This is a genomic window from Kushneria sp. EE4 (assembly GCF_977968315.1).
On sequence record NZ_OZ386212.1, the window covers coordinates 25554 to 39837 of the forward strand.

Annotated in this window: 24 protein-coding genes; all 24 read left to right on the forward strand. The window is 56.6% G+C overall.

Annotated features, from left to right (window positions below):
- Positions 1 to 44: 44 nt before the first annotated feature.
- The 24 genes from fusA (at position 45) to secY (ending at position 14094) form a co-directional block, all read left to right on the forward strand.
- The gene (fusA, locus tag ACXMYO_RS00125; protein ID WP_438765983.1) at positions 45 to 2162 is read left to right on the forward strand and encodes an elongation factor G; all 2118 of its coding nucleotides are present in this window, start codon (positions 45 to 47) and stop codon (positions 2160 to 2162) included.
- A 30-nt stretch (positions 2163 to 2192) separates the two neighbouring features.
- Positions 2193 to 3386 (forward strand): elongation factor Tu, encoded by a 1194-nt coding sequence (gene tuf / locus ACXMYO_RS00130; protein ID WP_438765984.1) that lies wholly within the window; start codon positions 2193 to 2195, stop codon positions 3384 to 3386.
- 171 nt (positions 3387 to 3557) lie between these two features.
- Positions 3558 to 3869 (forward strand): 30S ribosomal protein S10, encoded by a 312-nt coding sequence (gene rpsJ, locus ACXMYO_RS00135; RefSeq protein WP_090130883.1) that lies wholly within the window; start codon positions 3558 to 3560, stop codon positions 3867 to 3869.
- A 143-nt stretch (positions 3870 to 4012) separates the two neighbouring features.
- On the forward strand, positions 4013 to 4651 hold the full coding sequence (rplC, locus tag ACXMYO_RS00140; protein ID WP_438765985.1) for a 50S ribosomal protein L3: 639 nt from the start codon (positions 4013 to 4015) through the stop codon (positions 4649 to 4651).
- Between the two features lie 13 nt (positions 4652 to 4664).
- Entirely contained in the window at positions 4665 to 5273 is a 609-nt protein-coding gene (gene rplD / locus ACXMYO_RS00145; protein ID WP_438765987.1) for a 50S ribosomal protein L4, read from the forward strand.
- Entirely contained in the window at positions 5270 to 5566 is a 297-nt protein-coding gene (rplW, locus tag ACXMYO_RS00150) for a 50S ribosomal protein L23 (protein ID WP_457807434.1), read from the forward strand. Before rplD ends, rplW begins: the two co-directional genes overlap by 4 nt.
- A gap of 16 nt (positions 5567 to 5582) precedes the next feature.
- Positions 5583 to 6410: a 50S ribosomal protein L2 gene (gene rplB, locus ACXMYO_RS00155; protein ID WP_438765988.1), complete on the forward strand. Its 828-nt coding sequence runs from the start codon at positions 5583 to 5585 to the stop codon at positions 6408 to 6410.
- Positions 6411 to 6454: 44 nt separating this feature from the next.
- Positions 6455 to 6730 (forward strand): 30S ribosomal protein S19, encoded by a 276-nt coding sequence (rpsS, locus tag ACXMYO_RS00160; protein WP_008959165.1) that lies wholly within the window; start codon positions 6455 to 6457, stop codon positions 6728 to 6730.
- Positions 6731 to 6744: 14 nt separating this feature from the next.
- On the forward strand, positions 6745 to 7080 hold the full coding sequence (gene rplV / locus ACXMYO_RS00165; protein ID WP_086620791.1) for a 50S ribosomal protein L22: 336 nt from the start codon (positions 6745 to 6747) through the stop codon (positions 7078 to 7080).
- A gap of 11 nt (positions 7081 to 7091) precedes the next feature.
- Complete coding sequence (gene rpsC / locus ACXMYO_RS00170) at positions 7092 to 7793, forward strand: 30S ribosomal protein S3 (RefSeq protein WP_115854531.1); 702 nt, start codon at positions 7092 to 7094, stop codon at positions 7791 to 7793.
- A gap of 11 nt (positions 7794 to 7804) precedes the next feature.
- Positions 7805 to 8218 (forward strand): 50S ribosomal protein L16, encoded by a 414-nt coding sequence (rplP, locus tag ACXMYO_RS00175; protein ID WP_438765990.1) that lies wholly within the window; start codon positions 7805 to 7807, stop codon positions 8216 to 8218.
- A complete protein-coding gene (gene rpmC / locus ACXMYO_RS00180; protein WP_086620788.1) occupies positions 8218 to 8406 on the forward strand; it encodes a 50S ribosomal protein L29 in 189 nt (62 codons plus the stop codon). Before rplP ends, rpmC begins: the two co-directional genes overlap by 1 nt.
- 1 nt (position 8407) lies before the next feature.
- Positions 8408 to 8674 (forward strand): 30S ribosomal protein S17, encoded by a 267-nt coding sequence (gene rpsQ, locus ACXMYO_RS00185; protein WP_438765992.1) that lies wholly within the window; start codon positions 8408 to 8410, stop codon positions 8672 to 8674.
- Positions 8675 to 8720: 46 nt separating this feature from the next.
- On the forward strand, positions 8721 to 9092 hold the full coding sequence (gene rplN / locus ACXMYO_RS00190; RefSeq protein ID WP_086620786.1) for a 50S ribosomal protein L14: 372 nt from the start codon (positions 8721 to 8723) through the stop codon (positions 9090 to 9092).
- A gap of 16 nt (positions 9093 to 9108) precedes the next feature.
- Positions 9109 to 9426: a 50S ribosomal protein L24 gene (gene rplX / locus ACXMYO_RS00195; RefSeq protein WP_115854534.1), complete on the forward strand. Its 318-nt coding sequence runs from the start codon at positions 9109 to 9111 to the stop codon at positions 9424 to 9426.
- 18 nt (positions 9427 to 9444) lie between these two features.
- A complete protein-coding gene (gene rplE, locus ACXMYO_RS00200; protein WP_115854535.1) occupies positions 9445 to 9984 on the forward strand; it encodes a 50S ribosomal protein L5 in 540 nt (179 codons plus the stop codon).
- Positions 9985 to 9994: 10 nt separating this feature from the next.
- A complete protein-coding gene (gene rpsN, locus ACXMYO_RS00205) occupies positions 9995 to 10300 on the forward strand; it encodes a 30S ribosomal protein S14 (protein ID WP_438765994.1) in 306 nt (101 codons plus the stop codon).
- 20 nt (positions 10301 to 10320) lie between these two features.
- Positions 10321 to 10713, forward strand: coding sequence for a 30S ribosomal protein S8 (rpsH, locus tag ACXMYO_RS00210; RefSeq protein WP_086620782.1), 393 nt, complete (start codon positions 10321 to 10323; stop codon positions 10711 to 10713).
- A gap of 9 nt (positions 10714 to 10722) precedes the next feature.
- Positions 10723 to 11253: a 50S ribosomal protein L6 gene (gene rplF, locus ACXMYO_RS00215; protein WP_438765995.1), complete on the forward strand. Its 531-nt coding sequence runs from the start codon at positions 10723 to 10725 to the stop codon at positions 11251 to 11253.
- Between the two features lie 9 nt (positions 11254 to 11262).
- The gene (rplR, locus tag ACXMYO_RS00220; protein ID WP_086620780.1) at positions 11263 to 11613 is read left to right on the forward strand and encodes a 50S ribosomal protein L18; all 351 of its coding nucleotides are present in this window, start codon (positions 11263 to 11265) and stop codon (positions 11611 to 11613) included.
- An 11-nt stretch (positions 11614 to 11624) separates the two neighbouring features.
- Complete coding sequence (gene rpsE, locus ACXMYO_RS00225) at positions 11625 to 12128, forward strand: 30S ribosomal protein S5 (protein ID WP_108842864.1); 504 nt, start codon at positions 11625 to 11627, stop codon at positions 12126 to 12128.
- Positions 12129 to 12133: 5 nt separating this feature from the next.
- Complete coding sequence (rpmD, locus tag ACXMYO_RS00230; RefSeq protein ID WP_086620778.1) at positions 12134 to 12319, forward strand: 50S ribosomal protein L30; 186 nt, start codon at positions 12134 to 12136, stop codon at positions 12317 to 12319.
- A gap of 5 nt (positions 12320 to 12324) precedes the next feature.
- Entirely contained in the window at positions 12325 to 12759 is a 435-nt protein-coding gene (rplO, locus tag ACXMYO_RS00235; RefSeq protein ID WP_438768505.1) for a 50S ribosomal protein L15, read from the forward strand.
- Positions 12760 to 14094, forward strand: coding sequence for a preprotein translocase subunit SecY (gene secY, locus ACXMYO_RS00240; RefSeq protein WP_115854541.1), 1335 nt, complete (start codon positions 12760 to 12762; stop codon positions 14092 to 14094).
- Positions 14095 to 14284 lie beyond the last annotated feature (190 nt).

Genomic DNA, 14284 nt, shown 5'->3' on the forward strand with positions numbered 1-14284 from the left:
AGCGCCTTCAGGCGAAGGCGCTTCCAACTACAGGATACGCTATCGTGGCACGCAAGACTCCTCTTAAGCGCTACCGCAATATCGGTATCTGCGCCCACGTTGATGCCGGCAAGACAACGACGACCGAACGCGTGCTCTTTTACACGGGTCTTTCTCACAAGATCGGTGAAGTGCATGAAGGCGCCGCTGTCATGGACTGGATGGAGCAGGAGCAGGAGCGTGGTATCACCATCACCTCTGCTGCGACCACCTGTTTCTGGAGCGGCATGAATCAGCAGTTCGATGAGCATCGCATCAACATCATCGACACGCCCGGGCACGTTGACTTCACGATCGAAGTTGAGCGTTCTCTGCGTGTTCTCGATGGCGCGGTCGTCGTACTGTGCGGCAGCTCCGGTGTTCAGCCGCAGACCGAAACCGTCTGGCGTCAGGCCAACCGCTATGAAGTTCCCCGCATGGTGTTCGTCAACAAGATGGACCGTGCCGGTGCCGACTTCTTCATGGTGGTCGAACAGATGCGCAAGCGTCTGGGCGCCAATGCCGTACCGATCCAGATCAACTGGGGTGCGGAAGACGAATTCAAGGGCGTCATCGACCTTCTTCAGATGAAGGCCATTCTCTGGAATGAAGGCGATCGGGGCATGACCTATGACCTCGTTGACATTCCGGCCGAGCTGCAGGAAACGGCTCAGGAATGGTACGAGCACATGGTCGAGTCTGCCGCAGAAGCCTCTGAAGAATTGATGGAAAAGTATCTCGAAGGTGGAGAGCTTTCCGTTGAGGAGATCAAGGCCGGTCTGCGTCGTCGTACGCTGGACAACGAAATCGTTCTGGTTACCTGTGGCTCCGCGTTCAAGAACAAGGGCGTACAGGCCATGCTGGATGCGGTTATCGAGTACCTGCCGTCGCCGACCGAAGTCAAGGCGATCGAAGGTGAGCTTGATGATGCCGTGGGTACCATCGAAACTCGTGAAGCCGATGACAGTGCGCCGTTCTCGTCACTGGCCTTTAAGATCGCGACCGACCCGTTTGTCGGAACGCTGACCTTTATCCGCGTATACTCTGGCGTACTGAACTCCGGTGACCAGGTTTACAATTCGGTGAAGGACAAAAAAGAGCGTGTTGGCCGTATCGTTCAGATGCACTCCAACAGCCGTCAGGAGATCAAGCAGGTCTACGCGGGCGACATTGCTGCCTGTGTCGGTCTCAAGGATGTCACGACCGGTGATACGCTCTGCGATCCGAATTCGAAGATCGTACTGGAGCGCATGGAGTTCCCGGAACCGGTTATTTCGGTTGCCGTTGAACCCAAGTCGAAGGCAGACCAGGAAAAGATGGGTATTGCCCTGGGCAAGCTGGCTCAGGAAGACCCCTCGTTCCGCGTCAAGACCGACGAAGAAACCGGCCAGACCATCATCTCCGGTATGGGTGAGCTTCACCTGGACATTCTCGTTGACCGCATGCGTCGCGAGTTCAAGGTAGAAGCCAATATCGGCAAGCCGCAGGTTGCCTATCGCGAGACGATCAAGAAAAGCGTCGAGCAGGAAGGCAAGTTCGTTCGTCAGTCCGGTGGTCGCGGCCAGTTCGGCCACGTCTACCTGCGCATCGAGCCGCTGACGGATGCAGACCGCGGTGACGATCCGGAAATGACCTTCAAGTTCAATTCCGAGATCGTGGGTGGTGTAGTACCCAAGGAATATGTGCCGGCAGTCGAGAAGGGTGCCTTTGAGCAGCTGCAGAACGGTGTCATCGCCGGTTATCCGATGATCAACGTCAAGGTTGCGCTGTATGACGGTTCCTATCACGACGTCGACTCCAATGAGAATGCCTTCAAGGTTGCCTCATCGATGGCAATCAAGGAGGGCGCACGCAAGGCCGGAGCAGTTCTGCTCGAGCCGGTGATGAGTGTTGAAGTGGTAACACCCGAAGAGTTCATGGGTGATGTCATGGGCGACCTCAACCGTCGGCGTGGTCTTGTTCAGGGTATGGATGACACTACTTCCGGTAAGGTTATCCGTGCCATGGTGCCGCTGGGTGAGATGTTCGGTTATGCGACCGATCTGCGTTCTCAGACCCAGGGCCGCGCAAGCTACTCCATGGAGTTTGCGAAGTACGATGAGGCACCGTCCAGCATCGTCGAAGCCGTCATTAACCAGAAATGATAACCGTTAGTCGACAGAGAGGTTATAGCAGTGGCCAAGGAAAAATTTGAACGTTCCAAACCGCACGTAAACGTAGGCACCATCGGTCACGTTGACCATGGCAAGACTACGCTGACAGCGGCCCTCACACGTGTTTCTGCCGAAGTATTTGGCGGTGACTGGCGCGAGTTCGCAACCATCGACAACGCTCCTGAAGAGCGTGAGCGTGGTATTACGATCTCGACAGCACACGTTGAGTACCAGTCTGAAACGCGCCACTACGCGCACGTTGACTGCCCGGGGCACGCTGACTACGTCAAGAACATGATCACTGGTGCTGCCCAGATGGATGGCGCTATCCTGGTCTGTTCCGCAGCTGACGGCCCGATGCCGCAGACGCGCGAGCACATCCTGCTGTCTCGTCAGGTCGGTGTTCCGTTTGTCGTTGTCTTCCTGAACAAGGCTGACATGGTCGATGACGAAGAGCTGCTCGAGCTGGTCGAAATGGAAGTTCGTGAGCTTCTGTCCGAGTACGACTTCCCGGGCGATGATACGCCGATCATCATCGGTTCTGCTCTGATGGCACTGGAAGGCAAGGACGACAATGGCATGGGTACTACTGCCGTTGCCAACCTCGTTCGTGCCATGGATGAGTATATCCCTGAGCCTGAGCGTGCCATCGATCAGCCGTTCCTGATGCCGATCGAGGACGTCTTCTCCATCTCGGGTCGTGGTACTGTTGTGACCGGCCGTGTTGAGCGCGGTATCGTCAAGCCGGGCGAAGAAGTCGAAATCATCGGCCTCCAGGACACCGTCAAGACAACCGTTACCGGTGTCGAGATGTTCCGTAAGCTGCTCGACGAAGGTCGTGCCGGTGAGAACGTTGGTGCGCTGCTTCGTGGCACCAAGCGTGATGATGTCGAGCGTGGTCAGGTTCTGGCCAAGCCGGGCAGCATCAAGCCGCACACCAAGTTCGAGTCCGAAGTCTACATCCTGTCCAAGGAAGAAGGCGGTCGTCATACGCCGTTCTTCAAGGGCTATCGTCCGCAGTTCTACTTCCGTACCACTGACGTAACTGGTACCTGTGAACTGCCGGAAGGCGTAGAAATGGTCATGCCGGGCGACAACGTCCAGATGGTCATTACCCTGATCGCTCCGATCGCCATGGAGGACGGTCTGCGCTTCGCCATTCGCGAAGGCGGTCGTACCGTCGGCGCTGGTGTGGTTGCCAAGATCGTCGAGTGATTTCATTGCTCGAAATCTAAAGGGGCCTCCGTCGGGAGGCCCCTTTGTCATATGCATGTTTGACTCTGAGCGAGTGCCTGCCTATAATGCGCATCCTTTTGAGGCGTGCGTAGGCGGTCAGGCGCCCATCGGCGTCAGACATCGTCTTGAATTTCCCTGGAGTCCCGGGTAATGCAGAACCAGAAGATTCGCATTCGCTTGAAAGCCTTTGATCATCGTCTTATCGATCAGTCTGCACAGGAAATCGTGGATACTGCCAAGCGCACTGGTGCACAGGTTCGCGGTCCGATTCCGCTGCCGACCAAGCGCGAGCGCTATACCATCCTGATTTCACCGCACGTCAACAAGGACGCGCGCGATCAGTATGAAATCCGTACCCACAAGCGTGTGCTGGACATCGTTGAGCCGACCGAGAAAACGGTTGATGCCCTGATGAAGCTTGATCTGGCAGCTGGTGTGGACGTACAGATCAAGGTTGATTAACCCAACACTAGTCACTCATGCGGCATTTTAGGGCTCTGGCCCAGCCGCTCACGCCGGGATGGCGTCACACAATGTGCTAGTGGAATGCTCTGGAAAGGGCAGCCATAGCGGGTGATAGCCCCGTACACTATAGGAGACTGAACATGTCTATCGGTTTAGTCGGTAAGAAGAGCGGCATGACCCGTATCTTCACCGAAGACGGTGCATCCGTGCCCGTAACCGTTATTGAAGTCGAGCCCAACCGCGTCACGCGCATCAAGACTCTCGAGTCTGATGGTTATCGTGCCGTTCAGGTTACTGCTGGCTCGCGCAAGGCCAAGCACCTCACCAAGGCAATTGCCGGGCAGTATGCCAGCGCAGGTGTTGAGGCCGGTCGTTTCCTGGCGGAATTTCGTCTTGCCGAAGGCGAGGAAGATCCGCAGGCAGGAAGCGAGCTCACCGTATCCCTCTTCGAAGCAGGCCAGCTCATTGACGTCACTGGCACGTCAAAGGGCAAGGGCTTCCAGGGCGCAGTAAAGCGCTGGAACTTCCGCACGCAGGACAATACCCACGGTAACTCTCTGTCGCATCGTGCGCCGGGTTCCATCGGCCAGTGTCAGACGCCGGGTCGCGTCTTCAAGGGCAAAAAGATGGCCGGTCAGATGGGTAACGAGCGCGTCACCGTTCAGAGCCTTGAAATTGTCCGTGTCGACACCGAACGCAATCTGCTTCTGGTCAAGGGCGCCGTACCTGGTGCTGCCGGTAGCGATGTGGTCGTGCGCACCGCTGTCAAAGCTCGCTGAGGGGTAGGTAACGATGAATCTCAATCTTGCAGGTGCAGGAGCCGGAGCCGTCGAGATTTCCGACGAGACTTTTGGCAAGGAATTCAATGAAGCACTGGTTCACCAGGTCGTCACTGCCTATCTGGCAGGCGCGCGTCAGGGTACTCGTGCACAGAAAAACCGTTCCGATGTCAGCGGCGGTGGTAAGAAGCCGTGGCGTCAGAAGGGCACCGGTCGCGCTCGTGCCGGTACCATCCGTTCGCCGATCTGGCGTACCGGTGGTGTGACCTTTGCGGCACGTCCGCAGGATCACTCTCAAAAGGTCAATCGCAAGATGTACCGCGCTGCCATGCGCTCTATCCTTTCGGAGCTCGTGCGTCAGGAACGTCTGGTTGCCGTTGATGCCTTTACCGTAGACAGCCCCAAGACCCGACAGCTGGTAGGTCGTCTTTCCGAGCTTGGTCTGGAAAAGGTGCTGATCGTGACCGACGAGCTGGATGAGAACCTTTATCTGGCCGCTCGCAACATTCCCAACGTGGACGTGGTCGAAGCGTCGAGCGCGGATCCTGTCAGCCTGATTGCCTATGACAAGGTGCTGATGACCGTACCCGCCCTCCGCAAGTTCGAGGAGAAGCTGGCATGAATCAGGAACGCGTATTCCAGGTGCTGCTTGGTCCGCACATGACCGAAAAGGCTGCCTACGCTGCAGAGCGTAATCAGTACGTTTTCAAGGTCGCCAGTAATGCTACCAAGCCCGAAATCAAAAAAGCTGTTGAAGCGCTTTTTGAAAAGAAGGTCGACAGCGTCCAGGTCCTGAACATGAAGGGCAAGGTCAAGCGCAACGCTCGTGGCGAAGGTCATCGTAGCGGTTATCGCAAGGCCTACGTCACCCTGGCTGCGGGCGAAACGCTCGAAGACTTCACCGGCGCCGAGTGAGGCAGGAGAACGGATCATGGCAGTAGTCAAGACAAAACCAACGTCCGCCGGCCGTCGCCACAAGGTGAAGGTCGTTACCGAAGGACTGTACAAGGGTCGCCCGCATGCGGCGCTGACCGAAGCACAGTCACGTTCGGGTGGTCGTAACAATAACGGTCGTATTACTACCCGTCACGTAGGTGGTGGCAATCGCCAGCACTATCGTCTGGTAGACTTCAAGCGCAACAAGGATGGCGTTCCTGCCATCGTCGAGCGCCTTGAATACGATCCGAATCGCAGCGCACATATTGCACTGCTGAAGTATGTGGACGGTGAACGCCGTTACATCATTGCCCCCCGGGGTGTTGCAGAAGGCGATCGCCTGGAGTCGGGTGTCAACGCACCGATTCGTCAGGGTAACGCTCTGCCGCTGCGTAACGTTCCGGTTGGTTCGACAATTCACTGCATCGAGCTCAAGCCCGGCAAGGGTGCGCAGCTTGTACGCAGCGCCGGTACCAGTGCTCAACTGGTCGCACGTGAAGGCAACTATGCCACCGTGCGTCTGCGTAGCGGTGAAATGCGTCGCATCCTGGCTGAATGTCGCGCCACGCTGGGCGAAGTCGGCAACTCCGAGCACAGCCTTGGGCAGCTCGGCAAGGCTGGTGCCAAGCGTTGGAGAGGCGTGCGTCCGACTGTTCGCGGCGTCGCGATGAACCCGGTTGATCACCCGCATGGTGGTGGTGAAGGTCGTACCAGTGGTGGCCGTCATCCGGTAACCCCCTGGGGTATTCCGACCAAGGGTCACAAGACGCGCAAGAACAAGCGTACCGACAAACTTATCGTGCGTCGTCGCAAAGCCAGATAAACGGTGCCGCAAGGCCAAACATCAGTATTTAAGGGGTAACGGCTGTGCCACGTTCACTTAAGAAAGGTCCCTTCATTGACCTTCATCTTTTGAAGAAGGTTGAGGCGGCTGTGGAAAAGAGCGACCGCAAACCGATCAAGACCTGGTCGCGTCGCTCGATGATCCTGCCCAATATGGTAGGACTCACCATTGCTGTCCATAACGGTCGCCAGCATGTACCGGTACACGTCTCTGAAGAGATGGTGGGCCACAAGCTGGGCGAATTTGCTGCCACCCGCACCTATCGCGGTCACGCGGCTGACAAGAAAGCCAAGCGGTAAGGGAGAGGACCACAATGGAAGAAGTAGCTGCTAAATTGCGCGGCGCTCGCCTGTCCGCCCAGAAGGCACGTTTGGTGGCAGATCAGGTGCGGGGCAAGCCGGTCGCAGAAGCACTGAATATCCTGGCATTTTCGCCCAAAAAGGCGGCTGTGCTAGTGAGAAAGGTACTGCAATCCGCTATCGCCAACGCGGAAGAAAATAACGGCATGGACATCGACGAGCTTCGCGTCTCGACCATCTGTGTCGATGAGGGCATGACGCTCAAGCGTATTCTGCCGCGTGCCAAAGGCCGTGCGGATCGCATCATGAAGCGTACCTGCCATATCACCGTCAAGGTAGCCGAGAAGTAGGAGTCGACCAGATGGGTCAAAAAGTCAATCCAGTCGGTATTCGCCTCGGGATCGTCAAGGATCACACTTCCGTGTGGTACGCCGAGCGCGGTGCTTATGCCGACAAGCTGAATAACGATCTCGAAGTTCGCAGTTTCCTGTCCGAGCGTTTGAAAAGCGCTTCTGTCAGCAGGATTCACATCGAGCGTCCGGCCAACAACGCCCGTATTACCATTCATACTGCCCGTCCGGGTATCGTGATTGGCAAGAAGGGTGAAGATGTCGAGCGTCTGCGTCGTGATCTGACCAACCTCATGGGCGTGCCCGTTCACGTCAACATTGAGGAAGTTCGCAAGCCCGAGCTTGATGCTGCACTGGTAGCGCAAAACGTTGCCGGTCAGCTCGAACGTCGCGTCATGTTCCGTCGTGCCATGAAGCGTGCGGTACAAAACGCCATGCGTCTGGGCGCCAAGGGCATCCGGATTCAGCTGTCCGGTCGTCTTGGTGGTGCAGAAATCGCGCGTACGGAATGGTATCGCGAAGGCCGTGTTCCCCTTCACACCCTGCGTGCCGATATCGATTACTCGGTTTACGAGGCGCACACCACTTACGGTGTCATCGGTGTCAAGGTGTGGATCTTCAAGGGCGAAATTCTTGGTGGGATCGAAGAAGTCCGTGCGAAGCAGAATAATTCGCAGACTGGCGCTCCCGGCAAGAAGAAAGGTTCCAAGTAAGGGGATAGTCGATGTTACAGCCCAAGCGTACCAAATTCCGCAAGCAGCAAAAGGGCCGCAACCGCGGTCTGGCGCATCGCGGTAGTAGCGTGAGCTTCGGTGAGTATGGCCTCAAGGCGACCGGCCGTGGTCGTATCACCGCTCGCCAGATTGAAGCCGGCCGTCGTGCTATCACGCGTCATGTCAAACGTGGCGGCAAGATCTGGATCCGTGTTTTTCCGGATAAGCCGATTTCCGAAAAGCCGCTCGAAGTCCGTATGGGTAAGGGCAAGGGTTCTGTCGAATACTGGGTCGCTCAGATTCAGCCGGGCAGGGTTCTTTACGAGATTGAAGGCGTATCGGAAGAGATGGCGCGCGAAGCGTTTACTCTCGCGGCTCAGAAGATGCCCGTTGCCACTACCTTTGTGAAACGGACGGTAATGTAATGAAAGCTCAGGAACTTCGTGACAAGTCGACCGAAGCGCTCAATGAGCAGCTGTTCGAACTGCTGCGCGAGCAATTCAACCTGCGGATGCAGAAGGCTACCGGTCAGTTGAGCCAGAACCATCTGCTCAAACAGGTTCGCCGCGACATCGCGCGCGTGAAGACTGTGCTCAACGAGAAGGTGGACTGAAATGGCCGAAGAACAGGCAAACAAAGCACGCAGGCTCACCGGACGTGTGGTGAGTGATCGGATGGAGAAATCGATCGTTGTCATGATCGAGCGTCGTGAGCGCCATCCGATCTACGGAAAGTACATGAAGCGCTCCACCAAACTGCATGCGCACGACGAAACCAATCAGGCCAACATCGGCGATCTGGTTTCCATCGAAGAGTGTCGGCCGCTTTCAAAGAAAAAGGCATGGACTCTGGTTGAAGTCGTCGAGCAGGCCAGAGGGTAAGGCAGCTGCCTAAACCCGTGCATCAGTTCAGGTTTGGAGAAAACCGATGATTCAAACGCAAACAATGCTGGATGTCGCCGACAACAGCGGAGCGCGCAGGGTCCAGTGCATCAAGGTCCTGGGTGGCTCTCACCGCCGTTATGCCCGTGTTGGCGACATCATCAAGGTAACGGTCAAGGAAGCGATTCCGCGTGGCCGTGTCAAAAAGGGCCAGGTGCTCAAGGCCGTTGTTGTACGCACACGCAGCGGAATTCGCCGTCCGGATGGTTCTCTTATCCGCTTCGATGGCAATGCGGCGGTTTTATTGAACAACGCCAACGAGCAGCCGGTAGGCACTCGTATTTTCGGGCCGGTAACCCGCGAACTTCGTACCGAGAAGTTCATGCGGATTATCTCCCTGGCGCCCGAAGTGCTGTAAGGAGCGAGGCGGAATTATGCGCAAGATCAAACGTGATGATGAAGTCGTCGTCATCGCCGGCAAGGACAAGGGCAAGCGCGGCACCGTCAAGCGGGTTCTGCAGGACGGGCGCTATGTGGTTTCAGGTGTGAACATGATCAAGCGTCACACCAAACCCAACCCGATGGCCGGCAATCAAGGGGGTATCGTTGAGCGTGAGGCTCCGATCCACGGTTCTAACGTTGCCATCTTCAATACGGAGACCAACAGGGCGGATCGGGTCGGCTTTCAGATGAATGACGACGGTACCAAGATCCGTATCTTCAGGTCGACGCAAAAGCAGATCGACGCCTAACGCGATTCGGGTGGCAACATGGCGAACTTGAAACAGCAGTATAAAGACGAGGTGATGGCCAAGCTCACTGAGCAATTTGGCTATGCCAACGTAATGCAGGTGCCCCGGATCACCAAGGTGACCCTTAATATGGGCGTCGGTGATGCGACCAGCGATAAAAAGCTGATCGACAATGCCGTGGCTGATCTGGAAAAGCTTTCCGGCCAGAAGCCTGTCGTGACCTTGGCACGCAAGTCAGTTGCGGGCTTCAAGGTACGCGAAGGCTGGCCGATCGGCACCAAGGTAACCCTGCGCAGTGAGCGCATGTGGGATTTCCTTGACCGTCTGGTAAACATCGCGATCCCGCGTGTTCGTGACTTCCGTGGCCTCAATGCAAAATCATTTGATGGCCGTGGAAACTACTCGATGGGTGTGCGTGAACAGATCATCTTCCCCGAGATCGAATACGACAAGGTTGACCGTGTTCGCGGGCTGGATATCACCATCACGACGTCTGCCGGCACCGACGAAGAAGCTCGTGCACTCTTGAGTGCGCTGAACTTCCCCTTCCGGAAATAAAGGTGTAATCATGGCAAAGAAAAGCATGGTTGAGCGCGAGCGCAAGCGCGCCGAGCTGGTAGACAAATACGCAGCCCGTCGTGCCGAGCTCAAGGCGATCATTCACAACGTCAACAGCTCGGATGAAGAGCGTTTTGATGCGCAGCTGCAGCTGCAGAAGCTGCCGCGCAACTCGAGCCCGGTTCGCCAGCGTAATCGCTGCCGCGTGACCGGCCGGCCGCACGGCTATTACAACAAGTTCGGACTTGGGCGCAATAAACTGCGTGAAGCGGCCATGCGCGGCGATGTGCCCGGCCTGACCAAGTCCAGCTGGTAATCGCATCAGGAGCGTTATCGATGAGCATGCAGGATACACTCGCGGATATGCTGACTCGTATCCGTAATGCGCAGATGGCGACCAAGGAGACGGTTACCATGCCGTCGTCCAAGATCAAGGTCGAAGTCGCGCGTGTTTTGAAAGAAGAAGGTTACATTGCCGACTTCTCCGTTGAAGGCGACGTCAAGGTTGACCTGACGATTACCCTCAAGTACTTCGAAGGCAAGCCGGTTATCGAGCACATTCAACGTGTTTCGAAGCCTTCCCTTCGCAGCTACAAGGGCAAGGACGAACTGCCGCGCGTAGCAGACGGTCTGGGTGTGGCCATCGTGTCCACTTCCAGAGGTGTCATGACCGATCGTGCGGCGCGCCAGGCAGGCGTCGGCGGTGAAGTCATCTGCACCGTATTCTAGGAGTCTATGATGTCCAGGATTGCAAAATACCCGGTTAAGCTGCCCAGCGGTGTGGAAGTCACGCTCGAGGAAGGCAGGCTGACCGTCCGGGGCGGTCAGGGGCAGCTGGAAATGAACGTTCACAACGATGTTGTGGTTGGTCATCAGGATGATCAGTTGACGTTCGAACCCAGCGCTTCAGCAAAGAATTGGGCCATGGCCGGGACAACCCGTGCACTGGCCAACAACATGGTCGTTGGTGTTTCCGAAGGCTTTACCCGTTCGCTGGAAATTACAGGCGTAGGGTATCGTGCTCAGGCCAACGGGCAGACACTTAACCTGACACTTGGTTTCTCTCACCCGATCGATTACAAGGTGCCTGAAGGCGTGGTTGTCGAAACGCCCAAAAACACCACAATCGTTCTCAAGAGCGCTGACAAGCAGCGTCTTGGTCAGGTGGCTGCCGAGATTCGTGCGTTCCGTCCGCCGGAGCCCTACAAGGGCAAGGGTGTGCGTTACAGCGATGAACGCATCCTTCGTAAAGAAGCCAAGAAGAAATAGGGCAGGGTTATGAACGCGAAGAAAGAAGCTCGTCTCCGTCGTGCCCGCCGCACGCGCGCCAAGATCCGCGAACTTGGTATCAATCGTCTGAGTGTCAATCGCACACCGCGTCACATGTACGCTCAGATTATTTCCGCAGACGGTGGCCAGGTATTGGTCAGCGCCTCCACACTCGACAAGTCGCTGCGTGAAGATGCGACCGGTAATGCTGATGCTGCTGCTCGCGTTGGTACACTGCTGGCCGAGCGTGCAAAGGAAGCGGGAATTACTGAAGTTGCCTTTGACCGTTCCGGGTTCAGGTACCATGGTCGGGTCAAGGCCCTCGCTGATGCCGCGCGCGAAGGCGGCCTGCAATTCTAAAGGGTTCTACGATGGCGAATAACGAACAGAGGGGCAGCGGCGATCTGCAGGAAAAACTTGTTCAGATCAACCGTGTTGCCAAAGTGGTCAAGGGCGGCCGTATTTTCGGTTTTACCGCTCTGACCGTCGTAGGTGATGGCAATGGTCGTATCGGTTTTGGTCGCGGCAAGGCACGTGAAGTGCCGGTCGCGATTCAAAAGGCGATGGATCAGGCGCATCGCAACATGATCAAGGTCGAGCTGCGCGGTCACACGCTGCAGTATCCGGTACGTGCCAACCATGGCGCTTCCAAGGTCTTCATGCAGCCCGCTTCCGAAGGTACCGGTATCATCGCAGGTGGTGCGATGCGTTCGGTACTGGAGCTGGCAGGTGTGCATGATGTCCTGGCCAAGTGCTATGGCTCGACCAATCCGGTCAACGTCGTGCGCGCAACCGTCAAGGGCCTCGCTTCCATGCGTTCTCCCGAGGACGTTGCGGCAAAGCGTGGCCTGTCCGTTGAAGCGATTACGGGGTAAGCGCCATGTCAGCCACAATCAGGGTTACTCAGGTACGCAGCACGATCGGCGTACTTGAAAAACACAAGGCCACCATGCGCGGTCTGGGTCTTCGTCGCATCAATCACACGGTTGAGCTTGAAGACACACCGGCCGTTCGTGGCATGATCAACAAGGTCAACTACCTCGTTCGCGTTGAAGGAGCTCAGTAATGACCATGAAACTCAATAGCCTGAGCCCGGCACCTGGCGCCAAGCACGCTGAGAAGCGTGTTGGTCGCGGTATCGGTTCCGGACTGGGCAAGACCGCTGGTCGCGGTCACAAGGGCCAGACGTCACGCAGCGGCGGTTCCATCAAGCCGGGTTTTGAAGGTGGCCAGATGCCGCTTCAGCGTCGTCTGCCCAAGTTCGGCTTTACGTCTGCCAAATCACTGGTCAGCGAAGAGGTTCGCCTCAATGAGCTGGCCAATGTGGAAGGCGACGTGGCGGACATGGCCAGCCTGAAAAAGGCCAACGTACTGAAAAATGCGACGCGTCATGCCAAGGTTGTGCTGTCCGGCAATCTCGATCGCGCCGTTACCGTACGCGGTCTGAAAGTCACCAAGGGTGCACGGGCTGCCATTGAAGCCGCCGGTGGCAAGGTAGAGGACTAAATGGCCAAGTCAGGAAAAGTACCGGCTAACAATCAAAGCGGTCTGGGCGAGCTCTGGGCTCGCCTGAGGTTCGTTTTTATCGCAATCGTGGTGTACCGTATCGGTGCCCACATTCCAGTCCCCGGTATCAATCCTGACCAGCTCGCTGCCTTGTTCAGAGAAAACCAGGGCACCATCCTGAGCATGTTCAACATGTTCTCGGGTGGCGCCTTGGAGCGCATGAGTATTTTTGCACTGGGCATCATGCCTTATATTTCCGCATCAATTATCATGCAGCTTCTGACCGTGGTTTCGCCGCAGCTAGAACAGCTGAAGAAGGAAGGCGAGGCCGGCCGTCGAAAGATCAGCCAGTACACTCGCTACGGCACGGTGTTACTGGCACTGATCCAGGCGATCGGCATGTCAGTAGGGCTTGTCAGTAACGGGGTCGCTTACAGCGCCGATTTCAGCTTCTACTTTACGGCGGTCACTACCTTTGTGGCAGGTGCCGTGTTCCTGATGTGGCTGGGCGAGCAGATCACCGAGAAGGGCATCGGCAACGGTATTTCGCTGATTATCTTCGCCGGTATCGTGGCCGGTCTACCCGGTGCGCTCGGGCAGTCGTTTGAACTGGCACGCAACGATGGTGCCTGGAACGTACTGCCGCTGCTGGCACTGGGCGTATTGGGAATTGCAACGGTTGCCTTTGTGGTCTTTATCGAGCGTGGTCAGCGCCGTATTACGGTCAACTACCCGCGTCGTCAGGTCGGCAACAAGATGTATGCCGGCCAGAGCAGCTATCTGCCGATGAAGGTCAACATGGCCGGCGTCATTCCGCCCATCTTTGCTTCGAGCATCCTGCTTTTCCCGGCCTCGCTGGGTCAGTGGTTTGGTCAGGGCGAGAATATGGGCTGGCTGTCGACCATTTCTCAGGCACTGGGGCCGGGGCAGCCGCTATATATCCTGCTGTTTGCTACTGCCGTTGTTTTCTTCTGCTTTTTCTACACCGCTCTGGTTTTTAACCCGAAGGATGTAGCGGATAACCTGAAGAAGTCAGGCGCTTTCCTGCCCGGCATTCGTCCCGGCGAGCAAACGTCGCGTTATATCGACAAGGTCATGACGCGTCTTACGTTGTTTGGCGCTCTCTACATTACGCTGGTCTCGCTTATGCCCCAGTTCCTTATGGTGGCATGGCAGGTACCCTTCTATTTTGGCGGCACCTCGCTGCTGATCGTGGTTGTGGTTGTCATGGACTTCATGGCACAGGTTCAGTCTCATCTGATGTCCAGTCAGTATGAGTCCGTAATGAAGAAGTCAAACCTCAAGGGTTATGGCAGCGGCGGCGTCATGCGCTGACATTTCCCGGTAGTGGCAGGTCCTTCAGGGCCTGCCATTTACCTTTCGGACCTTCGGGTCTGATTATCATGTCATGGTGCTTTATCCATCATGGCAGTAAGGGCAAAGAGCTTTTGCTTCATTGCCAAAGAGACAGGCAGCATTGCAGGCCCTTGCCAAAACTTGTCAGGGGCGGTATGCTATTGCGCCT